23 protein-coding genes are annotated in these 23,811 nt (G+C 55.2%); 22 read left to right on the top strand and 1 reads right to left on the bottom strand.

Features of this window, described 5'->3' with window-relative positions; translation table 11 throughout:
- Window positions 1-50: 50 nt before the first annotated feature.
- From COMA1_RS15500 to COMA1_RS15470, 7 genes are all read left to right on the top strand, one after another.
- On the top strand, window positions 51-410 hold the full coding sequence (locus tag COMA1_RS15500) for a flagellar protein FlaG (protein WP_090750170.1): 360 nt from the start codon (window positions 51-53) through the stop codon (window positions 408-410).
- Window positions 411-431: 21 nt separating this feature from the next.
- Window positions 432-1,832, top strand: a complete 1,401-nt coding sequence (fliD, locus tag COMA1_RS15495) for a flagellar filament capping protein FliD (RefSeq protein ID WP_090750168.1) — start codon at window positions 432-434, stop codon at window positions 1,830-1,832.
- Window positions 1,833-1,850: 18 nt separating this feature from the next.
- The gene (fliS, locus tag COMA1_RS15490) at window positions 1,851-2,246 is read left to right on the top strand and encodes a flagellar export chaperone FliS (protein ID WP_090750166.1); all 396 of its coding nucleotides are present in this window, start codon (window positions 1,851-1,853) and stop codon (window positions 2,244-2,246) included.
- Between the two features lie 8 nt (window positions 2,247-2,254).
- Window positions 2,255-2,569 carry a hypothetical protein gene (locus COMA1_RS15485; protein ID WP_090750165.1) on the top strand — a complete coding sequence of 105 codons (315 nt, stop codon included), beginning with the start codon at window positions 2,255-2,257 and terminating at the stop codon, window positions 2,567-2,569.
- A 176-nt stretch (window positions 2,570-2,745) separates the two neighbouring features.
- On the top strand, window positions 2,746-3,354 hold the full coding sequence (locus COMA1_RS15480; protein ID WP_090750163.1) for a PilZ domain-containing protein: 609 nt from the start codon (window positions 2,746-2,748) through the stop codon (window positions 3,352-3,354).
- Between the two features lie 145 nt (window positions 3,355-3,499).
- Window positions 3,500-4,156 (top strand): methyl-accepting chemotaxis protein, encoded by a 657-nt coding sequence (locus COMA1_RS15475; protein WP_090750161.1) that lies wholly within the window; start codon window positions 3,500-3,502, stop codon window positions 4,154-4,156.
- 2 nt (window positions 4,157-4,158) lie between these two features.
- The gene (locus tag COMA1_RS15470) at window positions 4,159-4,392 is read left to right on the top strand and encodes a hypothetical protein (protein ID WP_090750159.1); all 234 of its coding nucleotides are present in this window, start codon (window positions 4,159-4,161) and stop codon (window positions 4,390-4,392) included.
- A 36-nt stretch (window positions 4,393-4,428) separates the two neighbouring features.
- Here the strand turns inward: COMA1_RS15470 and COMA1_RS15465 are convergent, their stop codons facing one another.
- Window positions 4,429-5,328: a P-loop NTPase gene (locus COMA1_RS15465; RefSeq protein ID WP_090750157.1), complete on the bottom strand. Its 900-nt coding sequence runs from the start codon at window positions 5,326-5,328 to the stop codon at window positions 4,429-4,431.
- A 113-nt stretch (window positions 5,329-5,441) separates the two neighbouring features.
- Between COMA1_RS15465 and COMA1_RS15460 the strand changes: the two genes are divergently transcribed.
- The 15 genes from COMA1_RS15460 to COMA1_RS15390 all read left to right on the top strand — a co-directional run bounded on the left by COMA1_RS15460 (window position 5,442) and on the right by COMA1_RS15390 (window position 23,799).
- Window positions 5,442-5,741, top strand: a complete 300-nt coding sequence (locus tag COMA1_RS15460; protein WP_218055405.1) for a helix-turn-helix domain-containing protein — start codon at window positions 5,442-5,444, stop codon at window positions 5,739-5,741.
- Window positions 5,742-6,056: 315 nt separating this feature from the next.
- Window positions 6,057-6,419: a chemotaxis response regulator CheY gene (locus tag COMA1_RS15455; RefSeq protein WP_090750679.1), complete on the top strand. Its 363-nt coding sequence runs from the start codon at window positions 6,057-6,059 to the stop codon at window positions 6,417-6,419.
- A gap of 49 nt (window positions 6,420-6,468) precedes the next feature.
- Window positions 6,469-7,056: a protein phosphatase CheZ gene (locus tag COMA1_RS15450; RefSeq protein WP_090750155.1), complete on the top strand. Its 588-nt coding sequence runs from the start codon at window positions 6,469-6,471 to the stop codon at window positions 7,054-7,056.
- 123 nt (window positions 7,057-7,179) lie between these two features.
- On the top strand, window positions 7,180-7,950 hold the full coding sequence (locus COMA1_RS15445; protein WP_090750153.1) for a flagellar motor protein: 771 nt from the start codon (window positions 7,180-7,182) through the stop codon (window positions 7,948-7,950).
- Between the two features lie 48 nt (window positions 7,951-7,998).
- On the top strand, window positions 7,999-8,796 hold the full coding sequence (locus COMA1_RS15440) for a flagellar motor protein MotB (RefSeq protein WP_090750151.1): 798 nt from the start codon (window positions 7,999-8,001) through the stop codon (window positions 8,794-8,796).
- A 135-nt stretch (window positions 8,797-8,931) separates the two neighbouring features.
- Window positions 8,932-9,234, top strand: a complete 303-nt coding sequence (locus COMA1_RS15435; RefSeq protein WP_090750149.1) for an STAS domain-containing protein — start codon at window positions 8,932-8,934, stop codon at window positions 9,232-9,234.
- A 118-nt stretch (window positions 9,235-9,352) separates the two neighbouring features.
- On the top strand, window positions 9,353-9,886 hold the full coding sequence (locus tag COMA1_RS15430) for a hypothetical protein (protein ID WP_090750148.1): 534 nt from the start codon (window positions 9,353-9,355) through the stop codon (window positions 9,884-9,886).
- 91 nt (window positions 9,887-9,977) lie between these two features.
- Window positions 9,978-10,349, top strand: coding sequence for a response regulator (locus COMA1_RS15425; RefSeq protein ID WP_090750146.1), 372 nt, complete (start codon window positions 9,978-9,980; stop codon window positions 10,347-10,349).
- Window positions 10,350-10,443: 94 nt separating this feature from the next.
- Window positions 10,444-12,621 carry a chemotaxis protein CheA gene (locus COMA1_RS15420; RefSeq protein WP_090750144.1) on the top strand — a complete coding sequence of 726 codons (2,178 nt, stop codon included), beginning with the start codon at window positions 10,444-10,446 and terminating at the stop codon, window positions 12,619-12,621.
- 223 nt (window positions 12,622-12,844) lie between these two features.
- Window positions 12,845-14,056 (top strand): bifunctional 3,4-dihydroxy-2-butanone-4-phosphate synthase/GTP cyclohydrolase II, encoded by a 1,212-nt coding sequence (locus COMA1_RS15415; protein WP_090750142.1) that lies wholly within the window; start codon window positions 12,845-12,847, stop codon window positions 14,054-14,056.
- A gap of 39 nt (window positions 14,057-14,095) precedes the next feature.
- Complete coding sequence (locus COMA1_RS15410) at window positions 14,096-14,443, top strand: 4Fe-4S dicluster domain-containing protein (RefSeq protein WP_090750140.1); 348 nt, start codon at window positions 14,096-14,098, stop codon at window positions 14,441-14,443.
- A gap of 154 nt (window positions 14,444-14,597) precedes the next feature.
- Window positions 14,598-15,083 (top strand): chemotaxis protein CheW, encoded by a 486-nt coding sequence (locus tag COMA1_RS15405; protein WP_407921322.1) that lies wholly within the window; start codon window positions 14,598-14,600, stop codon window positions 15,081-15,083.
- A gap of 25 nt (window positions 15,084-15,108) precedes the next feature.
- Window positions 15,109-17,463 (top strand): methyl-accepting chemotaxis protein, encoded by a 2,355-nt coding sequence (locus COMA1_RS21875; protein ID WP_176698103.1) that lies wholly within the window; start codon window positions 15,109-15,111, stop codon window positions 17,461-17,463.
- Between the two features lie 569 nt (window positions 17,464-18,032).
- Complete coding sequence (locus COMA1_RS15395; protein WP_090750132.1) at window positions 18,033-23,006, top strand: PAS domain S-box protein; 4,974 nt, start codon at window positions 18,033-18,035, stop codon at window positions 23,004-23,006.
- On the top strand, window positions 22,996-23,799 hold the full coding sequence (locus COMA1_RS15390) for a response regulator (protein WP_090750130.1): 804 nt from the start codon (window positions 22,996-22,998) through the stop codon (window positions 23,797-23,799). The genes COMA1_RS15395 and COMA1_RS15390 overlap by 11 nt, the downstream gene beginning before the upstream one ends.
- The last annotated feature ends 12 nt before the right edge of the window (window positions 23,800-23,811 follow it).

Raw genomic sequence — 23,811 nt, 5'->3', positions numbered from 1 at the left:
TCTCCTAACTGGGAGAGGGGGTCGGTGAACGGAGTGAAATAGGGGGTATTATGGTCACCAATGTAACATCGAAGGTGGATCTCCCGGCCGCTGCCAATAACAAAAGTCAGGCCGCTGTTCCTCCCAGGACGAAGCCTGTGGTCGAACCAGCTCAGGGTGCTGACTTTTCGTTCGCCTCTCCCACGGATCGGGTAGCGCTTGAGCAAGCCGTGAGTAAAGTGAAGGAAGCGTTCCAGCAATCGGGCTCACAACTGCAGATCGAAGTCGATCCTGACCTCGAACGAGTCATCGTCAAAATTCTCAGCGGAGATTCCGGGGAAGTGATTCGACAGATTCCCCCTAAAGAAGTGATCGACTTGGCCAAGAATCTTCCGGGAGCAAAAGGGCTGTTGTTCGAAGAACATGGCTAACGTGGCACACAAGGATGTGGCATGCCGACAATAAGCTTCGGTGGACTCGGAAACGGGCTTGATTTCGGACAGGTCGTCGATCAACTGGTCAAAGTTGCCCAACTGCCGGTTGATCGACTGACCAAAAAGAAAGCCGATCTCAACAGCAAGTTCACGGACCTCACCACCGTGAGCACGAAAGTGGCGGCGTTGCAGAGCGCCGCTCAGGCGCTACGGCTTTCAACCTCTTTTGATCGTACGACGGCATCCGTGACGGACACCTCGGTCCTGTCCGTTTCGGCCTCGTCTTCCTCAAGCTCGGGAACCTATAGCGTCCGAGTCCTTCAGCTGGCCCAAGCCCATCAAGTTGTTAGTAAGGCTACCAAGGCCGTCTCGTCAGAAACTTCGGATATCGTGAGTGGTGGGTCGGCAACCTTCACCTTCAAGGTTGGAACTGGTACGAATCAGACGGTGACGCTTGGCGCGACCGGGACAGTGACCGACTTGCGTGATCAGATTAATAACTTGGGAGCCGGTGTCACGGCTTCTCTCATCAATACGGGTACAGAGGTAGCACCATCCTATCGATTGGCCCTGTCCTCGAGCAATACCGGCAGTGCGAATGCGATCACCCTTGTGGCGGATGGGACAGATTTGGATCTCCTGAACGGAACTGGGACCGGCGGCATCGATACCCTTGCGGCAGCGCAAAATTCCCAAGTTCAGATCGGTGATCAGGCATTGAATCCGTTGACGGTTGAACGGAGTTCCAACACCGTGTCGGATGTGATCTCCGGTGTGACGCTGACGCTGACGAAGACTACGGGAACTGGGACCGTCCAAGTCAGCCTCTCGCAAGATGTGGAGGCTGTAAAGACGAACATTAAGGCGGTAGCGACTGCGTACAACGAAGTCGTGAAGTTCATTAACGAACGAAATACCTACGACGTGACGACGAAGCAGGGAGGCGTCTTCTTTAACGAAGCCGCAGCGAAAGCGACCTTATCACAGCTTCGAACAGCATTCTCGTCCTCGGTGAGCGGGGCTACAGTATTTTCAAGCGTCGGGCAAATCGGGTTCAAGACCGAACGAGACGGCACGATCACGGTTGATGACGGACAGCTGTCCACGGCATTGAATACGAACTATAGCGGAGTCAAAGCGTTGTTTAGTAACCAGGGCGCGGTGACCGGTCTGGCGCAGACTATTGTGACTGCGGTGGATACGCTCAATGACATCACCGGAGGTGCCCTGACGCTCCGCAAGAAGGGTCTTACGAATGAGATCGATCGAGTTGGTAACGATATTACCAGACAAGAGGATTCGGTGAGTCGGTATGAGGAGCGGCTTCGGCGGCAGTTTGCCGCTCTCGACGGACTGTTACGTCAACTTGAAGGACAAAGTGGATTTCTCCAGGCCCAGTCGACGCAGAGGCAACAATAAGGACGAGGGACAGAGCCCATGATGATGCAGTATGCCCGTCAATATGAACAGACTCAGGTGGTGACATCGTCCGGTGTTCAGCTGGTCGTCCTGCTCTACGATGCGGCGATTCAATCCATGGAGATGGCACGACGAGAAATTCAAGAGAAGAATGTCCGGGAGAAAGCGCGACATCTGGGGCGTGCCATTGCCATCATCGGTGAACTCAATAGCGTACTCGACCTTGAACAGGGAGGAGAAATTGCGCGGTCACTGCGACGGCTGTACGATTACATGCTGATCGAATTGGTCGAGGCCAATGCACGCAATAATGAGCAAAAATTAGAGAGCCCGCTGCGTTGCCTGAGCACGCTCCGGGAAGCATGGCGCGAGGTGGCCAGCCAGCAACAGCCTCGTTTGGTCGGTACTCGATGAGTACGCCAGTGAGCGGACGCCAAGCCGAGATCGTGCGATTGACCAAGGCGGCAGGTGAGGCGGCTCAGCAGGGGCGATGGGATCAGGTCATTCAGTGCTACAGCGAACGAGGCCTACTCCTAGCCGCGATCTCTGATTCGGGGCTCCCTATCGATGAGCTGCTGAGGATGGATGACGAACTGCGTGACCGCATCCATACTGCTCAAACCCTGTTGGAACATCTCTTAGCCGAGGCGCAAACGACAAAACTACAGGTGCAAGGGTTACGTCGGCGTCTTGCTGTCCAGCCATCACAACCCGAAGCTGTGTCCATCGAAGCATAATTTGTATTTCGTGAAGCGTATCACGTTCCGGATTCAGCCATGTCACCCTTCACGTTTCACATACAACGTTTCACGCTTCCCAAACGACGCGTAGTGGGACAGTGGCCTAGTGACGGTCGTCGGAGAAGGGCCTGGAAGTAATACGGGTCAGCATGAGGACGAGGGGTATTTGAATCATGGCGTCATCGATGATAAGTGCGTCGTCGAAGTCTCACAGTGTGGAGCCGGACGAACGCCGGGAATGGATCAGGATTGAGGATCGGGTCCTGATGGAATATCGACTGGTGACCGAGGGAGAAACCAGTGTGCCGGTCGAACGGAACCCTGCAACTCCAGAATCGATTGCCGCAGCCGTGGGCAAACCAACCTTGGATCTTCTGGCTCGCTCCAGTGAGATCATCGTCGATTCAGCGGTTCTCCCTTGGATTCGGAAGGTCGACTACCTGCTCGAAGTGATTCTGAATGCTCTTGCCACCAGTCAGCCGGCCAGCGTTACAATGGCACAGCCTATGGCGGTTAGTTTGAGCGGGGGGGGGATCGGGTTCGTCTCCATGCGGGAATTCGCCGCCGATGATCAACTGGCGGTCAAGCTCATCCTTCCACCGTTCACCATGATCCGGGCGCATGTGAAAGTCATTCGTGCGGTGCGAGAAGCCGATGGCCAAGGGTTCACGATAGCCACTGAGTTCGTCGATCTGACGCCTGATGATCAAGAGCACTTAATTCGCCACATCTTGCATGTGCAAGCCCAACGATTGCGCGCAGGTCGAGGTCAACCCAACTAGACGCCCCTCATACGAAGACTCGGTTCTTGAGCATGTACTCATGAGTCGATCCAGCATCAAAGAAATCATCACGAAAGTCGAGAAGCGGATCGATGCCTGCCGAAATGAAAACGCGAGAATCAGCAGCCCAATCACGACTCTCTGACTGAACGCTACCATTGAAGCGGTAAGAGCCGGTGAGGCGGAACGCGGGTTTGGCGTCGTCGCAAACGAAGTGCGAACGCTGGCATCCCAGGCGGCCACGGCAGCGGAAGATCTCGGAGGCTTGCGGAATGAGTTGCTGCAACAGTTCACGCAGCGAGAATTGGACCGACTTTCCGATACCGCGCAAACGCCGGTGCGGTTGGTCGTTTGCAATCTCTATGAACGGACGGCCGACGTCCGATGGTGGGCTGCGGATGAAGCATTGGTGCATGGGTTAGAATCTCTGGAAAGTGCCTCGCTCAAGCATGAGGAAGAGCGGCTCAGTCTTATCAACCGATTGTATTCGGGCTATTTAAATTTGGTGGTGGTAGGGATGAACGGAGAGGTTCTTGGCTGCTCACGCCCGACACAATTCCCCAAGGTCGTGGGTTTGAATCTCTCGCGATCTTTCTGGTTCAAGAAGGCCGTGGCCACGACGGCAGGTGATCAGTGTGCCGTCGATGATATTATGCATGATGTTGCGCGGGACGGTCGATTGGCCGCAGTGTTTGCGGCAGCCGTACGGCAGGCCGCGAAGGTGGACGGAGAGAGTATTGGTGTGCTGGGAGTGGTGTTCGATTGGGAACATCAGGCAGAACCATCGTTTGAAAAGAGGTAAAGATGCCCGCCGCAACGTGGAGGCGCAGCCGAGTGATGTTGCCCGACAACAATCTGTGGGTGATTGCATCGTCCGACGACAAAGGGCTGCTCCAACCATTTATGCTGGAGCATAAGGGACAGTCGAAGGGCTATTACATGAATATTGATTGGGAGGTCGTTGCGCTTGCGAAGACGATCGGATACCGGGAGTCTGACGGGTTGGGATGGTATGCCGTGCGCGTCCAGAAGCAGTGATGAGGGTTGCCGAGAGAATATGCACACCCGTGCCACTCAGGCGGCCGAAGAAGTGGCTGTCGCCAGGGTTGCCAACAGGGCATCAGCGATTCGTCCCAGGGCCAGTGCAGCAGGAGAATTTGGGTTATGCTGGATCACCGGGACATAGGCCCGTACGGATTGTTCCATTGCAGGATCCTCAGGAATTTCCCCAAGCAAGGTTAAATCCCCTCCGACATATTCCTTGAGGAGTTTCTTGAGCTGCGGCACGTTCACGCGGGCACGTCCTGAGGTGCGGTTAAGGATAAGCGCCGGGTGAAACGCCTGCAACGTGTTTTCTGCAACCCTGCGACCGGATTCATCCGTCTTGCCTGCGACGTCCAGCACCTCTTCCACGCTACTGTAGTCTCGGTTCGCAAGACCTTCTGCCGTCACGTCTCGCATCAGGAACATCGAAAGGACACGGCGGATAGCCGCAAGCTTAATGAATCGATAGAGGTCTAAGACCGATGTCGGGTCCGGGGTTGCGACGGCAATATGACGGTCAGCCATCAGGAAAAAGTCGAGCGCATGATAGCTCGTTCCGGCTCCGATATCGACGAGAATAACGTCCGCGTGGATGTCTTGGAAATGGCGGATCAAACGCCTTTTCTGTGAATAGGGCATATTGGCGGTCGCCAAGGTATCGCCGGTTCCTGGAATGATTCTCAAGTTGGGATGAAGCGGGAGTCGTTGAGCCAGCGCATCCAACTGTTCGACTTGATGGGTGAGAAAGTCGGTCAGGGTCATAGGAGGGTTGAGCAGGCCGAGTAAGATATGAGCATCAGCCCCTCCGACGTCCAGGTCTGCGAGCACCACCTGCTTTCCCTTCCTGGCAAGGAGTAGGGCCAGATTCGTCGCGACTACGCTCTTCCCAACCCCACCTTTTCCTGACGCCACAGAGATGATCTGTGCCATTGAGCTCCGTTCCTGTTGATTTGAGAACACTGTCACAGTCCTCTTCGGTTGCCGCCCGTGAAATCTGAATAGACCGGCCTCTATCTGCACAGAGTGGAGAGAAATGATCACTGATGACGGAGAGGTGGTCTGAATCGCAGCTTAAGTTTCCCAGCGGATACGCCGATACGTCACTCGTTATGAACAGTGATGTATCTGCTGAAACCGGCACTCAGTCTGAAACAGATGCCACTCGGGACGGAGAAATTCTCACCGTCATGGAGGTGGCGCGGTTTCTGCGCGTGCCTAAATCTACCGTCTATAAGCTGGCACGAGGCGGTGAACTACCGGCGTCCAAAATCGGAAAGCATTGGCGCTTTCTCCGACGTGATATTCATGAGTGGATGCACAGCCGGTCCAAGCAAGCCGCGTGACGAGCCGACCATCGCGAGATCTGTCGGAGCATGGCCATTCGCGATCGCGGTGCATGCCAGATGAGGTTGCGGGATGATCGGTATGTGGCTGGCGGCTTCTGATGTGGGCATGCGAGTGAGCCGTTTGCCACAGGCACAGATGAGCTCCTCTCTGCGTGGTGCGAGTCAAGAGCAGTCGTCCCTCAGGTATCAGGTCGTTCAACAAATATTCCGAGCGATGGTGAAGGATTAGGCCATTCTCAACCGAACATTCACAGCGGTTGGAGCGTCGGCCATGAGCTGAGAACAGGAGGCAATATGCCAGCCGATCCAAGCATGAAAATTCTCATCGTGGATGACATGGTCACGATGCGAAGAATTGTCAAAAACGTTCTGAAGCAACTCGGCTTCTCAAATATCGACGAAGCCGAGAACGGCCAGGATGGTCTGCAAAAACTCAAATCCAGCAAGTATGACTTCGTCGTCTCAGATTGGAACATGCCCGTGATGACGGGGATCGACATGCTCCGGGCGATCCGGGCGGACGAACAGTTAAAAGCCATACCGGTTCTTATGGTGACGGCTGAGGCGCAACAGAAAAATTTAGTGGAGGCGGTACAGGCGGGCGTCAGCAATTACATCGTAAAGCCGTTCACGGCCGAGACGATGCAAGAAAAACTCGCAAAGATATTCAAATAACGTGGAGTGCACGGGACATTGAGCATGAAGGGACCCGAGGGAGGCAAGCGTGAAAAAAGGCGGACATAAACTCTACAAAGAGCTCGGTGACTTGGCACGGTTCGTCGAAAACGCGATGAAGGCCATTTCCAACGCCGGTCCACAGCTCATCTCCAGCAGCCAACAGTTGCCGACGGCATCCTCGCATCTGAGTGACCTCAATAAGATGACGGAAGAAGGGACGCTTGAGGTGATGCGATTGACAGAGTTGATCCAGGATGAGCACAGCCATATCGGGAAGGAGCTGAGGGCGGTCATTGAGGTCTTACAGACCATGGACTGTAGCAAGCTTGCGGAACGACTGGAGAGCATCAATACCCTCGTGGGCCAAGAGGGGAAATATTTGACCGAAATCATGACAGCATTGTCCTTCCAGGACTTGGTGGCACAACGGGTGAAGAAGCTCGTCTCGATTCTCGACGAAGTGCAACATAAGTTAATGGAGCTCGTGGTGGTGTTTGGGTTGCAAGAGAACGGAGAGAAGGTGGTGATCGAAGGCACGGCGGGGCATCTATTGAAACAACTCGAGGAGTCCAAGACCACCGCCATGAAGCAGAAAGTGGCCGACGATATCCTGGCGCAATTTGGGTTCAAATAGGACTCCAGGGAGCAGTTTCCGTTCCTGGTTTTGACGCTCATGTTGTCCGAAAACTCGAAGCCAAAGGCGTTCAAACAGAAACCGGCAACGCCTCATCGGTTGCATGCATGAGGGCGATGGCGAATGGATATCGCAACAATCCTTGGGATCGTGATCGCGTTGGGCTCCATTATCGGAGGCCAGGTGCTCGAAGGTGGACACCTGGGTTCGATCATGCAGCTGACGGCTTTCATTATCGTGATCGGCGGCACGTTTGGTGCTATTTGCATACAGAACCCATTGCCGGTCGTGATCAGGGCATTCGGCGCGCTGAGCATCGCAATTTCAGGCCCCCACATCGACAACAAGGGTACGATTAAACTCATCCTGGAGCTTGCCAATATCTCGCGGAAACAAGGCCTGCTGGCATTAGAAGGAAAACTCAAAACCATCACGGATCCGTTCATGAAAAAGGGTGTCCAGCTTATTGTCGACGGGACGGAGCCCAAAGCGGTGATCGAGATTCTCGAAATTGAGGTGGAGCACCACGAGGAGCAAGGTGTGATTGCGGCGAAGGTCTGGGAAGCAGCCGGCGGCTATGCCCCAACCGTCGGCATTATCGGAGCCGTGCTTGGTCTCATTCACGTGATGGAAAATCTGGCCGATCCGTCAAAGTTGGGCGGCGGAATCGCGGTGGCGTTCGTGGCGACCGTCTATGGAGTGGGAGCGGCAAACCTCTTTTTTTTGCCATTGGCCAATAAGATCAAATTGAAACTGAAAGAGGAAGCCGGTTCCAGAAACTTAATGATTATGGGGCTGGCTGGGCTTGCGCAAGGAGAAAACCCCCGACTTTTGCAGGAGAAGTTGGAAAGCGTGCTGCCGCACAGTGAGCGGACGAAAGAGGGGAAAAAGTAACACGTGAAACCCAAGGCATCACAAGCAGTTCACGCTTCACGGTGACGCATGGCGAAACACAAGCATGAGGAGCATGAAAATCACGAGCGATGGCTCGTCTCCTATGCTGACTTTATTACCTTGCTGTTCGCTTTTTTCGTCGTGATGTACTCGATCTCCTCAGTCAATGTGGGAAAGTACCGAACCGTCAGCGAGTCGATCAAAGCCGCGCTGAATCCCATCGTCAGCCCGCCGTCTTCCCCGACCCCGTTGGCATTGAGTGCCAGCAAGCAGGCAGTGACGGCACCCGATACTCCAGGGAGCAAGGATGTGGCGATCCGCAAATTACGAAATCTCGTGAAAGGGATTAAAGCCTCGCCGCAGCTATCGCTGGTACGGATCACGGAACGGGTCAACGGAGATATCGTGATTACGATTCCGGATCAGTTGCTGTTCAATAGCGGCGAAGCAGCCGTGCGCAGCGAAGCGCTGCCGTTTCTGGAAGGCCTGAGCGCGGCTATTGTGGAACTCAACCGGTATACCAGGGTCGAGGGGCATACGGACAACGTTCCCATACGCACGGCACAATTCCCGTCAAATTGGGAACTTTCTGCCGCCCGTGCGGTCATGGTCGTCAGGGTCTTGTCAGAGTTGTTTGCCGTGCCGTCTGAGCGGTTGGCGGCGGTGGGGCACGCCGATACGAGGCCTGTGACCCCCAACCTGGATATGGAGCAGCGGGCCAAGAATCGGCGAGTCGAGGTCGTCATTCTCGAACAGGCGCCACCAGCTCCTCAGTATGAGACGGCGAATACTGCTGGTTCAGGGGAGCCATCGGTGGAGGAGGGGGCATCAAGTCCGTTGCCCTAGGGGTTGCGCGATCTAGAGGTGGGCATGTCAGGCCCATCAGAAAGAAAGACCAAAGTTGATGGCAGGCACTCAAGTCATAAAGGACAATTGCCGACATAACACGTTAGTGCGTCAATCTAAGAGGTCCTACAAGCGATGATGACGGAACCGTCTGGAACCAATACGCCTCAGGCACAAGCAGAGAACCCAAGACATCTTGCCCCTATAGGAGACCTCTCCATTTTTGAAGCAGGAGAATTCAAGGAGGCATTGGTGAAGTTGATGGCCAACGAAGGGTTGGTGTCCTTGGATCTCAGCAACGTCGATCGGGTGGATACAGCCGCAATCCAGCTGATGCTAGCGGCTCGCAAGCAGGCGCGCATGCTGGTGATGGGGATCCCAGAAGATTTACAGGACAAACTCAAACAACTCGGCTTCACAGGCCAGTTGAGTGAATAAGGCGTACTGGCTGTATGACGAACAGTCTGGTGTTTCATCGTGAGGCAAGTTGTCAGCCCAGGGTCTGCGTCGTCCTCGGACAGCCGACCATAACCAATAGACTCGAACAATGAGGACTGTGAGCGCTCAAGAAGGAGACTCTCAGAGGTCCTCTGTTGGGGAGAAGAGCTCGGTCACGGAGCTGCTCGCCCATCACCGAGCGTGGAATACGTTTGCCGACGGGGTCGTCCGCACGATCCCAGTATTGAAGGCGCAGATGAGCGCGGTAACAGCCGAAACTGAGCGTGCTGCGGTCGAACTACTGGTGCAGTTGCAAGCGCTCGCGTCGGGTGCCGAGACCATGACATCCGTCGCACGGGCCGAAGTGATCTCCAAGGTCGTCATGGCGATGCAGTTCCAGGACATTACTCGGCAAAAGTTGGAGCATGTGGGGCAAGCGTTAGATCAATTCAAACGGCATCTTCAGATTCTGCAAGAAGGTCCGCTTACAGAGGAGACGGCCCAAGAGCTGGCTGGACTTGAACGGATCGAGGAAAACTACACCATGGAGGCAGAGCGCCGTCTGCATCAGGCTGCGCTTCAACCTCAATATCAAGAGCCTGTGCCGGTGGAGGCCTCCGACAACGGCGAGGATTCAGTGACGCTGTTTTAGTCATGCGGAAGGGTTTCGCTTAGAAAGGCGGGAAGTCTAGTCATGGTCATGAATAACCGACACGCGCAAGAGATTGGCCCTGGAGGGGAATATGAGTAAGACCGCGCTGATCGTGGATGATTCGCCGACGATGCGCCAGATGGTCGCCTTTACACTGACCAATGCCGGCTTTACGGTCGTCGAAGCCGAGCATGGGAAAGACGCCGTGAACAAGGTTGCGGCGGCGGGTAAGATGGATATTGTGGTGACCGATCTCAATATGCCTGAGATGGATGGGATTACCCTCATCAAGGAATTGCGCAAATTGAGCGCGTTCAAATATACGCCGATTCTAATGCTCACGACCGAATCCGCGATCGAGAAGAAGCAAGCGGGGAAGGAAGCCGGAGCAACGGGATGGCTCGTCAAGCCGTTCAACCCTGAAACACTTCTGAAGACCATCGCAAAGGTACTGCCGGCATAAATGTCGTAAAAGTGAAACAGAAGATGCATAAAGTGAGAGGTATGGGAAGTTCCTTAGCGTTTCACATCTCAGGTTTCACATCTCACGAGGCCCTATGAGTGATGAATTCGCACAATTTCAGGAAGCCTTTTTCGAAGAAGCAGCCGAGCATTTGGCGATCGTCGAGGAAGGCTTGCTGGCGCTGGAACAGCATCCACAGGATCTTGAGTTGCTCGCCAAGATCTTCCGTTCGGCCCATTCGATCAAGGGGGCGAGCGGGATGTTCGGATTCAACGCGGTGACGCAATTTACCCATAAGATGGAGACCTTGCTCGATTTGCTCAGAACCGGGGAGAAAGCGGTGTCTCCGCCGATCGCCGACTTGCTGCTCAAGTCCACCGATTGCTTGAAGACGTTAATCGAAGCGGTGAAATCCGGGGTGGCGGTGGACGATGAGGTGGTTCAGCGCCTGACGGCAGAGCTGGCGACTGCATCCGGTGCGCAGCCACCCGCCGTGCCACAGAAGCAGTCCGTCGCCGCTCCGACGCAGTCCGACAGTCAAGAACGCAGCTATGTTATCAAGTGGACGCCCCCGGAGTGGTTGTTCCAACGCGGACTTGACCCGCTACAGGTTTTAAAGGAGTTGAACGGTCTTGGAGATCTGAGTTCGGTGACACTCGATATGTCTCGAGTCCCGGATTTGGCCGAGATCGACCCGGAAAAGTGCTACCTCTCCTGGGAGTTACAACTCCTCACCGGTAAGGATCAAAAGACCATTGAGTCTGCCTTCGAGTTTGTCCGTGAGGACAGCAAGCTCGTCATCGAGGCGCAGACCATTGCGAGTTCCGAGTTTCAGGCTGCGAGCCAGAACCCTCAATACGAAACTCGAAACCAGCCACCAGAAACTGTCGAAGGTGGCCTTAAGCCTCTCGGCGCGATTCTGGTTGAAAGCGGCGTCGTTTCACCGGCTGTCCTTGAACAGGCATTGTCCCAGCAGAAGCGAGTCGGCGAGATTCTGGTTGAGCAGAAGGCCGTCACTCCACATCAGTTGGAACAAGCGCTCAATACCCAACGGCAACAGGAGGCTGCGTCCCACACGAAAAAAACCGACACGACCTCCATTCGCGTGGATACGGCAAAGATCGACAAATTGATCAATCTGGTGGGAGAGCTGGTGATCACCCAATCCATGTTGAGCGATTTGGGGTCGCGTTTCGAGATCAAGCAGTTGCCGGTCTTGCTCGAGCGGGTCGCACAGTTGGAGCGCAATACCAGAGAAATTCAAGAACGGGTCATGGGTATCCGCATGCTTCCGATCGGGACCGCATTCAGCCGGTTTCCGAGATTGGTCCGCGATTTGTCGACCAAAGCGGGAAAGAAGATTCAGTTGGTGCTCTCCGGAGAAGAAACCGAGTTGGATAAGACAGTCATCGAATCCATCGGCGATCCGTTGACGCATCTGGTCAGGAATTCAGCCGATCATGGGCTGGAGCCACCGGAAGAACGGCTCGACAACAATAAGTCGGAAGTGGGAACGATCCGGCTCAATGCATTTCACGAAGGTGGCAACATTTGCATCACGGTGGAAGACGACGGACGGGGCCTGAACCGCGACAAAATCGTCGCGAAGGCCGTCAAACAGGGGTTGATCGGGGAAAACGAAAAACTCTCCGACGACCAGATTTGGCCGTTGATTTTCCGGCCTGGATTTTCCACAGCCGAAAAGGTGACGGATGTTTCCGGTCGCGGCGTCGGCATGGATGTCGTCAAGCGGAACATTGAAGCCCTCGGAGGGACAGTCAGTATCAAGACCGTCACAGGAAAGGGGACGACGTTCACGCTGAAGTTGCCGCTCACACTTGCCATCATCGAAGGGATGACGGTTCGGGTCGGCAAGGAAACCTACATTGTCCCGTTGCTCTCGATTCTGGAGTCGATTCAACCTAAAGCCGGAACCATCAAGACCGTGGTCGGCAAGGGCGAACTGATCAATGTCCGAGGCACCTATCTGCCGATGATTCGAATGTACGAGGTGTTTGTCCTGGAGCCCGAATATACCAACCCCATGAAATCGATCTTATTGATTCTCGAAACCGAAGGGGAACGGGTGGCGGTCATGGTGGACGAAATTCTCGGGCAGCAGCAGGTCGTGATCAAGAGCATGGAGCAAAACTTCAGGAAGGTCGAAGGGATTGCCGGGGCCACGATCCTGGGGGACGGCACAGTCGGATTTATTCTCGATGTGCGAGGGCTGCTGGAGATCGCGCGGCATAACACGCCGGTTGCAGCGTAGGGGCAATCCTGGTCCAAGTTATGCCTTTCAAGTTTTGAGTTCTAGGGAAGATCCGATTAATTCAGCTTTTTAACCAACCCGCTCTCAAAACACTGGAGATTGGACTGGCTTGTGATCGAAATTCAGAATAAATCAGACCTTCGCTAGGTTTTGGATTGGGAGTGTGAGAATCGGAACGTGTCCTTCGCAACCCGCAATACGAAACTCCTAACCGGGACGTGAAATGAAGCCGAAGACATTTGACAGCATCGAAGGCGCGCTCCGTGACATCAAACAAGGCAAGTTCATCATCTTGGTCGATGACGAAGACCGGGAGAATGAGGGTGATCTCGTCATTGCCGCTCAATTCACGACTTCCCGCGCGATCAATTTTATGGCTCAACATGCACGTGGGTTGATCTGTCTGGCCTTGACACCTGAACGGGTTGAAGAGCTCCACCTTCCCCAGCAAGCAGCAGACAATACCGCAACATTCGGGACGGCCTTCACCGTGTCAGTCGACGCAAAACAGGGCATCACAACGGGGATTTCATCCGCCGACAGGGCCAAAACGATTCAGGTCGCCATCAATCCTAAGAGCAAGCCTGCCGATCTTGCCAGACCGGGTCATGTCTTTCCGCTCAAGGCGCAGCACGGAGGGGTTTTGAAGCGTGCCGGGCAGACGGAGGGATCCGTCGATCTGGCACGGTTGGCCGGACTGTATCCGGCGGGCGTGATCTGCGAGATCATGAATGAGGACGGCACGATGGCCCGGGTCCCGGCCTTGTCGCGCTTTGCGGCCAAGCACAAACTCAAGATGATCACCATCAAATCGCTCATTGAATACCGAATGAAACGAGAGCCCTTCGTGACGCGAGTGGCGAGCACGCAGTTGCCCACCAAGTTCGGAGCGTTCGAGGCGATCGCCTATCAGAATACGATCGACGGCAGCACGCATCTGGCGCTGGTGAAAGGCTCCATTGAGGGAAGCCGACCCACGCTGGTCCGTGTGCACTCCGGCTGTCTGACGGCCGATGTCCTCGGATCATTGCGTTGTGATTGCGGGGATCAGCTGCATCGGGCGATGGAATTGATCGAGCGGGAAGGCCGTGGGGTGTTGTTGTATCTCAATCAGGAAGGGCGGGGGATCGGTCTCCTCAACAAGATCAAAGCCTACGGACTCCAAGATCGAGGCAGCGACACGGTTGAAGCCAATTTACAGCTCGGGTTTCAGGCCGATCTGCGGGACTACGGCGTTGGAGCGCAGATTCTGGCCGACCTCGGTCTTCGATCCATCCGGCTCATGACGAATAACCCAAGAAAAATCATCGGCATCGAAGGGTATGGCTTAAAAGTCGTGGAGCGAGTGCCGTTGGAGATCCATCCGGGCCGGATGAATCTCAAGTACCTGCGGACCAAGAAAGAGAAGATGGGGCATCTCCTGCTGGCGGTGTGAACGTGTCACCTTCACATGTGAACGATGAGAGGTACCATCATGGCGTTGCTCATCAATAACAATTGCATCTCTTGTGACGCCTGTCTGGCAGCCTGCCCCAATCAGGCGATTTTCGAGAAACGTGGCGATGCCGAATCCAATGGCTATCGCGTGAGCGCCGGACAGGGGCTCGACGGGACTACCTACGTCATTTCTCACGATCGGTGTACGGAATGTGTCGGCCATTTTGCCGAGCCTCAATGTGCGTCCGCCTGTCCGATCGGGGACTGTTGCGTGCCGGATCCGCAGTTCCCTGAATCCACGGGTGTGTTACTGGAACGCGCACGACGACTCCATCCCCACAAGGAGATCCGGTATGACATGGTCTGGCCGGGAGTACGCGGGTAGAAGGAGTGAAGGAGTAAAGTTTTTTGTGTGAGAACCGATAGAGCCCTGTCGAGCCCGACATACGGTCGAGGGCAATGGATGTCGTACGAGGGGCGGCAGGCCCAATGAAGGAGGCGCTATGGCGGCAGCAGCACTCGAAACCGCGACCAAAGAGTTGCATCAGCAGATCGGGCTGACCACGGACGGGAGCCAGTTTCTCACGTTTAATTTGGGGGAGGAGCTCTACGGCGTGGATATTCTCCGCGTCCAGGAGATTAAGGGTTATACCGCCGTTACGAAGATCCCCAATACGCCCTCGCATATCAAGGGGGTGTTGAATCTGCGCGGCACCATCGTGCCGATCATCGAACTTCGCACCAAATTCAATATGCAGACCATCGATTACACGGCTTTTACCGTGATCATTGTCGTCGTCGTGCGTGACAAGGTCATGGGGTTGGTGGTGGATGCGGTTTCGGACGTGTTGAATATCGACAAGAAAGACATTCAACCGCCGCCGCAGTTCGGAGCCAAGGTGGACGTGAGCTTCTTGAATGGGATCGGGAAATCGAACGACAAGTTGGTGGCGCTCCTGGATATGGATCGCCTGTTGCTCGATGACGAGATGCAGGATGGCGCGAAAGCACCGAAAGCGGCGTAATTATGAGGAAAGAGGGGAGTGCAGCATGGACCCTGAGTTGACTCACAACGAACACGAGACGTCTGTCGAGGCATCCGATGATTCTGCGATGCGGCATCGCATCCAGCACACTAATAAGGAGGGAGGACGATCCATGGACAATGTGAATGTCGAAGAGCTGGTTGCGAAACTGAAGGCGATTGACCAAGTGCAGGCCATCATTGAATTCAATATGGATGGGACGGTCATCACCGCCAACGACAATTTCTTGAAGACGCTCGGGTACACCCTCGATGAGATCAAGGGACAGCACCATCGGATGTTCTGCGACAGTGCCTGGACAAACTCACCCGAATACTCTGCGTTTTGGCAGAAGTTGAATCGGGGCGAGTATGATGCCGGAACCTATCAGCGTGTCGGCAAGGGGGGCAAGGACGTCTGGATTCAGGCTGCCTACTACCCGTTGATGGATGCCAAGGGCAAACCCTACAAGGTCGTGAAGTTCGCTTCCGATGTGACGGCCAAGCAAACGGAAATCATGCACATGCGGGACGAGCTTGAGGTCCGTGAGAGCATCATGAACACGACCAGCATCGTGTCGGAAGCCAACCTCAAGGGCGACATTATGTCGGTGAACGAGAAGTTCCTTCAAGTGTCCAAATATCCGAAGAACGAGTTGGTCGGGTTCGGGCATAATACGACCAGGCACCCGGACATGCCCAAAGAGGTGTTTAAGCAGATGTGGGCGACCATCGGTCGCGGGCAGATCTTCCGGGGCGTCGTGAAGAATCGCGCGAAGGACGGAAATCCGTACTATGTCGATGCGGTGATTGCGCCGTTCGTCGATAAGAAGACTGGTAAGCCGCGCAAATATCTGGGAGTCCGGTATGACATTACGGAACAGGAACTTCAGCGCCAGAATGCGCAAGGTATCATGGATGCCATTAATAAGTCCTATGCCACTATCGAGTTCAAACTCGACGGCACGATTGTGACTGCGAATGAGAACTTCTTGAAAACGGTAGGATACAGCCTCGATGAGGTCAAGGGGCAGCACCACCGTATGTTCTGTGATGGGGCCTATACGAGTTCACCAGAATATTCTGCATTCTGGCAGAAGTTGAACCGGGGGGAGTTTGATGCCGGCGTCTATCGGCGCATCGGTAAGGGTGGAAAAGAGGTGTGGATTCAGGCCTCCTACAACCCGATCAAGGATGAGATGGGCAGAGCATTCAAAGTGGTGAAGTTTGCCATCGATATCACCGCGCAGAAACACGCGCAGACTCAGTTGGAAGCCTGTATGGTTGAAGCGCAACAGTCGCTCGGAGCCTTGGCACAGGGCGACTTGACGCTGTCGATGAGCGGCGCCTACGAGGGTGAGCTCGAGAAGATCAAGGCGAGCGTCAATGCCGCATTGACTAACTTGACCAATACCATGTCGACGGTGCGTGATGCCGTGGAGTCGGTGACGGCCGGCGCCGAGCAGATCACGAAGGGCAACGAAGATCTGTCGCAACGCACGAGCGAACAGGCCTCGGCGCTCGAAGAGACCTCCGCGTCGATGGAAGAGATGACTTCAACGGTGAAGCAGAACGCCGACAATGCCAAGCAGGCCAATCAGTTGGCCATCGCGGCACGTGATACGGCAGACAAGGGAGGCGCCGTCACGAAGAAGGCCGTCGATGCGATGGGCGAGATCAACAAGAGCAGCAAGAAGATCGCCGACATCATCACGGTGATCGATGAGATCGCGTTCCAAACCAACCTCTTGGCCTTGAACGCCGCCGTGGAAGCGGCCAGAGCCGGAGAACATGGCCGTGGATTTGCCGTCGTCGCGGCGGAGGTCCGCAACTTGGCACAACGGTCGGCTACTGCGGCAAAAGAAATCAAAGGATTGATCAATGAGTCGATCCAACGGGTGACCGACGGCAGCGAGCTGGTGAACCAGTCCGGCAAGACGCTGGAAGAGATCGTCAGCTCCGTCAAGCGTGTGACCGATATCATCGCGGAGATCACCGCAGCCTCACAGGAACAGGCAAGTGGTATCGATCAGGTGAATAAGGCCATCATGTCGATGGACGAAACGACACAGCAGAATGCGGCGCTCGTCGAGGAAACGACGTCCGCAGCTCAATCCATGAAGGACCAAGCCCAGGAGCTCATGCGGCAAGTGGAGGTCTTCAAGATTGCACAGTCTGAAGGCCATCACGCCGCACGGGCTTCGGTGAGCCAGACGAGCCCCAGACCGGTGGTCAAGCCGGTGCCCAAGCCTGCGGTCGGCAAGGTTGCGGTCAAAAAGCCGGTCGCTGGCAAGTCGGTGGAACACAAGCAACCGGCAGGCGTGGCGGCGGGCAATGGCAAAGACCGCCATAGCTCGGGCGATGACTTCGAAGAATTCTAGCCCGCTGCGAGAGTGACCCCATCAGATGCGGCGGCTGGATCATCCAGCCGCCGCACAAGACTCCCCCCTCACCCATTACAATCTGAGCCGACAGAGTCAGGGCGCTGCAAAGCCTGCTGCCTTTCCTCAGTTATTGTTCTAAGGCCATCCGTGTTGACAAAAGACTCTATAGACAACAGTCTGCAAAGGGCGTAGATCCTACCGCCATCTTGTTAACCGCACTGGAGGCTGGATGGATAAGGCTGTGCCATTAGGCCTATGTGAAGTTCATCCAACATCCGTTCCATTATCTCTTGCCAGAGTCCGTCTAGCGAGCCACTCACGAGCGCAGCGGCCCATGATCTCCTTGGCGATGGGTTTGTCATAACGCCAAGCCGATGGCGCTCCACGGCTGGAGGCGTGTGGGTTGTCCCGGACTGTATGCATTGAGGAGTCTTTTGAGTGATTGATCACGGTCCAAAGGGCAAGCAGGTTAGTTGCCGCCAGGAAGAAGATGACGAGAGGGCATGGTCCATGGTGCCATGTATCGTCAATTCAGTCGTGGGAAGAAAGCGGGGGAAGGGTAATCCGTGGCGCTGAGAGAAGAGTCAGCTCAACAGCTGTTACTCGCAATCAGCCGGATACAGTCTCTCTTCATCGAGGAAGTAGAGCCGGAGTCGGTCTGTCGCATGATGCTCCAAGAGCTCTTGAATCTCACTGGGAGTGAACATGGAATAGTCGGTGAGGTTCTTCAAGATGCGGGACAGAAGCCATATTTTCTGGCACAAGCCATTACAACTCTCGCTTTGAATGAAGAGGCGAAGGTTCTGCCGGCGCAAGCGGTTCCGAACCGCGAGCTTGGAGACCTCAAGGTGCTGTGTGAACAGGTGATGACGACCGGTCAGCCAGTTGTTGTGAACGATCGACATGCATGTGGGTTTCTCTTCATCCATTCTTCCGTGAGCACGCTTGTGGGTCTGCCGATCTATCGGGGTAAGCAGTTGACCGGTGTGATTGGGCTTGCGGATCGTCCGGGTGGATATGACGAAGCTGGGATCGCCTATCTCAACCCGTTTCTTTCCACGTGCGCCCAACTGTTCGAAGGTTTCCGGAACCGTCGCCTCCGAACGGAAGCCGAAGAAGCCTTGCGCCAAAGCGAGGATCGGGTCCGCGCCGTAGTCCAGGGGGGGAACGAAGGGATCTGGGATTGGAATCTGAAGACCGGTGATGTCTATTTCTCCCCTCGATGGAAATCCATGCTGGGATACGAAGACCACGAAATTGTCCCGACCTACAAGGAATGGGAAAGCCGTTTGCACCCTCAGGATCGAGACGGAATTTTAGCGGCACTCAACAAGTGCCTAGGGGGTAAGGCGGAGCAATACGATGTCGAATTTCGACTCCGCAAACAGGATGGGGAGTACTGTTGGATCCATGCCTGTGGGAGTGTGAGCTATGACGCCGACGGGAAACCTACTCGCATGGTGGGCTCACATACAGACATTACCGAGCGCAAACGGATTGAAGCGCTCCAGGATGCGGAAAAGGAAGCGTTGGAGCTTGTCGCGAAGAAGGAAACCCTTGAGTCCGTGCTGGGGTTTATCTGCAAGTCCGTCGAGACGCTTGCGCCTCCGATGCTCTGCTCGGTCATGCTCGCTGATGAGGAGGGGACGCATCTGCTATTGGCAACGGCGCCCAACCTTCCTCGCCAGTACAAGGAGGCCATCAAGCGAATTCCTATCGGGCCGACGGGTGGATCCTGTGGTAGTGCCGCCCACTTTCGACAGCCCGCCATCGCGGCAGATATTGCAACTGACCCTTTGTGGAAGGGCTACACTTCAGTGGCGCTCACCCATGGCCTGAAGGCCTGTTGGTCGATGCCCATCATCAGTTCCACCGGCAGACTGCTCGGAACACTCGCGGTCTACCATTGCGAGTCCCGTGAGCCGCAGCCGACTGATTTGAAGATCCTTGGAAGAGTCAGCCAGATTGCGGCCCTCGCCATCGAACATACCAGAATGACCGAGGCCTTGCGAGAAAGTGAGGCGCGATTCCAGGCCTTCATGGAGCATAGTCCGGCGATCGCGTTTATCAAAGATACTGAAGGGCGCTACATCTATGGGAATCCTCAGTTTGAAAAGCTGTCAGGCCTTTCGAGGGAAGAGTTAGTGTCTAAGACGGTATTTGACTTTATGCCGACGGATGTCGCAACCAGGCTTTCTCAACAGGACAAGGCGGTGTTGACATCGGGTCAGACTCTTGAGGCCGAAGAAATACTGCCGGGTCCGGACGGCACGGTTCGGGATTGGCTTACGAGTAAGTTTCCTCTGGAAGTTGGCCAACGGCCCTTGCTCGGAGGGATCGCGGTCGACATCACTAAACGGAAGTCGCTTGAACGAGCGAGCCAGGACCAAGCCGATCGTCTTCGTTTGGCGATGGATATTGCCCGACTAGCGACCTGGGATTGGAATATCCTCACCAACCAGATCATCTGGTCAGAGAACTGTGAGGAGGTAAAGGGGGTGCCTCGTGAGTCGTTCGACGGGACGTTTGAAACCTATCAACGACTGGTGCATCCGGAAGACCTGATAAAGCTGCTTGCGGATATCGAAGCCGCACTCGGCGGTCGGCAACCCTACCGAACGCAATACCGGATCCTCACGCCGATCGGCGACGTACAATGGATCGAAGGAAACGGCGTGGTCTATCGGGACGAGCTGGGCCGGCCCATTCGGATGGTGGGCACGCTGAGGAACATTACCGAGCAGAAACGCATGGAACAGGCCCTGCGGCTGAACGAGGATCGGTACGCCAGGGCCACGGCGGTAGGAAGAGTCGGAGTCTGGGAGCTCGATGTGCAAGCAGGGACCTATTATGGTGACACGAATCTCAAAGCGATGTTCGGATATCAGCCGGACGAGCTCTCAGCCGACCCGTTTGTCTGGCTGAATCTGGTGCACCCGGATGACCAGCCGATTGCGATGGCTCACTGGCAGCGAATCGTGACTCGTGCAGCCGACGAGTACAACTATGAATTACGCATGATCAGAAAAGACGGCACGGTGATCTGGACCGACATCCGAGGCCATGCCGTTCGTTCGGCTGATGGTCAGCTGACCCATCTCATTGGAGCAACCGTTGATATTACCGACCGTAAACTAGTCGAGACGAATCTCCTACGTACACAGTTTTCTATGGACCAAGCGGTGGATGCCGTGTATTGGATCGATCCGCAGGCCAAGATTCTCTATACGAATGAGGCGGCTAGTGCGATGTTGGGGTATACCGCAGAAGATTTCTTGCGGATGACGGTCCATGATCTGAATCCAGACTTTCCGGCGGAGGTGTGGCCTGGGTGGTGGGAGGAGGTCAGAGAGAAAAAGGTGGTGTCATTGGAGACAAACCATCTGACGAAAGATGGGCGGTTGATTCCGATCGATATCCGTGTGGTGTTCCTAGCCTATCAGGGGCAAGAGTTCCACTGTGCCTTCGTCCGTAATATCAGTGCGAGGAAAGCAGCCGATCAGGCATTGCGCGAGAGCCAAGAACGATTTGAATTGGCCCTTCAGGCGACCAACGACGGTATTTGGGACTGGAATATCAGGACTGGAGAACAGTTTTGGTCTGACCATCATCTTGAATTATTGGGGTTTGCGCCAGGTGACCTCGCCCCCACATACGACCTGTGGCTTTCACTGGTGCATCCCGATGACGTTGAATTGCTCCATCAAGCCACCTGCAGGCATCTTGAGACTCGCGAGCCCTACGATATCGAAGTGCGAGTGAGGATGAAAGACGGCTCCTATCGCTGGGTTCGTGATCGAGGCCAGGCGGTGTGGGACACGGCTGGCCGTCCGGTACGTATGGTTGGTTCTACCTCTGATGTGACGGAGCGCAGGGAGGCCGAAGAGGCCATCTGGAAGGCTAATGCGCAACTCGAACAGCGAGTATCGGAGCGGACAAAGCAGTTGGCTAGAGCCAATCGCGCGCTCGAACTGGAGATTGTTGAGCGGAAGCGCGTGGAAGACAGACTGCAGCGAACCCAATATGCCGTGGATCATGCCGCCGACCAAATTTTTGTTGTCGATTCAAGAGGATACCTCGTCGATGTTAATGAATCGGCTTGCCGCAGGCTGGGCTATCTGAAGGAAGAACTCTTGACGATGTCGGTGATGGACATTGATCCGGACTGTTCACGAGAGGCTTGGGATATCTGTTGGATGGAGTTAAGGCAGTCGGAACAGCTTCGCATTGAGCGCAGGCATCGCAGTAAGTCGGGAGAGATTTACCCGATAGAAGTGATGGCAAATTATCTTTGCCACGGAGGACAGGAACTTGTGTGTGCATTTGTGCGTGATATCAGTGAGCGAAAACGAGCGGAGGCGGAGATCCGTGAGAGCGAACTGCGGTACAAGTTGGTGACGGAGGCAACATTCGATGCGATCGCCCTTCACGATAACGGTATACTGTTTGAAGTCAATGCCGGGTTGGAGCGGATGTTTGGATATGAACCCGGCGAACTGCTTGGCCGATCGATCCTTGATCTCCTCGCTGATGAGTCTCGTGATCATGTTCAGCTGAATATGCAAGATGGTGTGACTGGGCCCTACGAAGCCGTGGGACGACGCAAGGACGGTACCACGTTTCCGGGTGAACTTGTGGTCCGACCGTATCGGTTTCGGGGCAAGGAAGTTCGTTTGGTTGCCGGCCGCGACATCACGGTACGCAAGCAGCTGGAACTACAGTTGTCACGCCATGCCGAGGAGCTTGAGCGTCAAGTTGAGGAGCGGACGTCCGAAATCGCGAAACTGGAAGCGCAACGAGCGCAGACGGAAAAATTGGCTGCCGTCGGTCAGATGGCCGCCGCGGTGGCTCACGAGATCAATAACCCCATTGCCGGTATCAGGAACGCGTTCACACTCGTGAAGCAGGCTGTGGATCCTACTCATCCTCACTATGAATTTGTCGGAATGATCGATCGGGAAATCTCACGGGTGGCCACGATCGTCCAGAATATGTATCAGTTGTACCGTAAAGAGCCTAGCAGGGTGGAGCCGGTCAATCTGGCGCTGCTCTTACGAGACTTGGAATCCTTATTCACGAAGCGGCTGTCCCAACTCGGCCTGACGCTGGTCGTGACTCAGACTCCACTGAGGAGGAGGCTGTTGGTCCCACAGAGCGATCTGCTGCAAGTCTTGATGAACTTGATTCAAAATGCCCTCGACTCGTCGCGTGAAGGGGGGACCATTACGTTGAATGTTCGTCAGGATGAGGACCATGTCCGGATCAGTGTGTCTGATGAGGGGGAGGGTATTGCGCCGGATGTGCTGCCGCATATCTTCGATCCCTTCTTTACGACGAAGACCGCGAAGGGGCAGAAGGGGATGGGCTTGGGCCTCTCCGTGTCCCAGAGTCTGGTGATGGCGATGGGCGGGAGGATTGAGGTGCAGACTCAACAGGGAGCGGGGTCGACTTTTTCGATTATTTTGATAGAGCCTGCGGTGGTGAATCAGTCTTTTGTTCACCAGAACATCATTCAGGAGGTTCTGACACATGAGACATGAGTCTCCCAAAGTTCTGCTTGCCGACGACGAAGATACCTTTCGTTTGTCTACGGCCAAGCTTCTGGAGCAAGAGGGGTATCGATGTGATTGCGCACAGGACTCCGAGGAAGCCAGTCGACTGTTGACGAATGAACACGACGTGCTTCTCTCCGATATTCGGATGCCAGGGAATATGCAGTTCGAATTTCTTCATGGGATTCGGAGGCGGTTCCCATCGCTTCCCATCGTGCTGGTGACAGGCTATCCCTCGGTGCAAACAGCTGTGGAAGCGCTCCGCCTGTCGTTCACCGATTACTTGCTCAAGCCGATCGACTGGCTGGATTTGCTTCGAGCCGTCAATCAGGCTGCGGAAAAGTCACGCATTCTGCGCATGACAGATGTCGCACGGGATGAAGCGGATCGAGTCGGGACTGCGCTGGATCATGTCCGGGAAATCCTGTCGAGACCGGGAGCGATGGGTAATGGGCGCGAGCTGGCCTGGTCGATCGAGGCTTTTCTGAGTCAAAGTGTCGGACAGATGGCCACCTTGGCGACGGGGATTCGTGCGGTCATGGCGAATCCATCGACGCCCCCAACTGCGGCGACGGCGGATGTGTGTCGCGTGCTGGACTGCCCAAGAGGCGTGGCCTATCGGGACGCGCTGGAGGGAACTGTGGAAGTCCTTGAGAAAACGAAGTTTGCTTTTCGATCCAAGGAACTGGGTCTCTTACGAAAAAAGATCGAGGATTTGCTCAAGGCGGATGGGATGGGCGGAGCTGGGGCACTGCTGAATGAAGACAGGACCGGAGGATGAGGCTGACTCGTG

The organism is Candidatus Nitrospira nitrosa, assembly GCF_001458735.1.
Classification (GTDB): Bacteria; Nitrospirota; Nitrospiria; order Nitrospirales; family Nitrospiraceae; genus Nitrospira_D; species Nitrospira_D nitrosa.
Note: the sequence above shows the minus strand (reverse complement) of the source record. Positions and strands in the feature narration are given on the sequence as shown.

Coding starts and splice junctions, on each gene's coding strand:
- COMA1_RS21875 (WP_176698103.1), top strand. CDS start 15,109: ATGGACCCTGAGTTGACTCACAACGAACACGAGACGTCTGTCGAGGCA.
- COMA1_RS15465 (WP_090750157.1), bottom strand. CDS start 5,328: ATGGCACAGATCATCTCTGTGGCGTCAGGAAAAGGTGGGGTTGGGAAG.
- COMA1_RS15445 (WP_090750153.1), top strand. CDS start 7,180: ATGGATATCGCAACAATCCTTGGGATCGTGATCGCGTTGGGCTCCATT.
- COMA1_RS15470 (WP_090750159.1), top strand. CDS start 4,159: ATGCCCGCCGCAACGTGGAGGCGCAGCCGAGTGATGTTGCCCGACAAC.
- COMA1_RS15435 (WP_090750149.1), top strand. CDS start 8,932: ATGATGACGGAACCGTCTGGAACCAATACGCCTCAGGCACAAGCAGAG.
- COMA1_RS15440 (WP_090750151.1), top strand. CDS start 7,999: ATGGCGAAACACAAGCATGAGGAGCATGAAAATCACGAGCGATGGCTC.
- COMA1_RS15460 (WP_218055405.1), top strand. CDS start 5,442: ATGACGGAGAGGTGGTCTGAATCGCAGCTTAAGTTTCCCAGCGGATAC.
- COMA1_RS15480 (WP_090750163.1), top strand. CDS start 2,746: ATGGCGTCATCGATGATAAGTGCGTCGTCGAAGTCTCACAGTGTGGAG.
- COMA1_RS15390 (WP_090750130.1), top strand. CDS start 22,996: ATGAGACATGAGTCTCCCAAAGTTCTGCTTGCCGACGACGAAGATACC.
- COMA1_RS15455 (WP_090750679.1), top strand. CDS start 6,057: ATGAAAATTCTCATCGTGGATGACATGGTCACGATGCGAAGAATTGTC.
- COMA1_RS15425 (WP_090750146.1), top strand. CDS start 9,978: ATGAGTAAGACCGCGCTGATCGTGGATGATTCGCCGACGATGCGCCAG.
- fliS (WP_090750166.1), top strand. CDS start 1,851: ATGATGATGCAGTATGCCCGTCAATATGAACAGACTCAGGTGGTGACA.
- COMA1_RS15415 (WP_090750142.1), top strand. CDS start 12,845: ATGAAGCCGAAGACATTTGACAGCATCGAAGGCGCGCTCCGTGACATC.
- COMA1_RS15420 (WP_090750144.1), top strand. CDS start 10,444: ATGAGTGATGAATTCGCACAATTTCAGGAAGCCTTTTTCGAAGAAGCA.
- COMA1_RS15500 (WP_090750170.1), top strand. CDS start 51: ATGGTCACCAATGTAACATCGAAGGTGGATCTCCCGGCCGCTGCCAAT.
- COMA1_RS15410 (WP_090750140.1), top strand. CDS start 14,096: ATGGCGTTGCTCATCAATAACAATTGCATCTCTTGTGACGCCTGTCTG.
- fliD (WP_090750168.1), top strand. CDS start 432: ATGCCGACAATAAGCTTCGGTGGACTCGGAAACGGGCTTGATTTCGGA.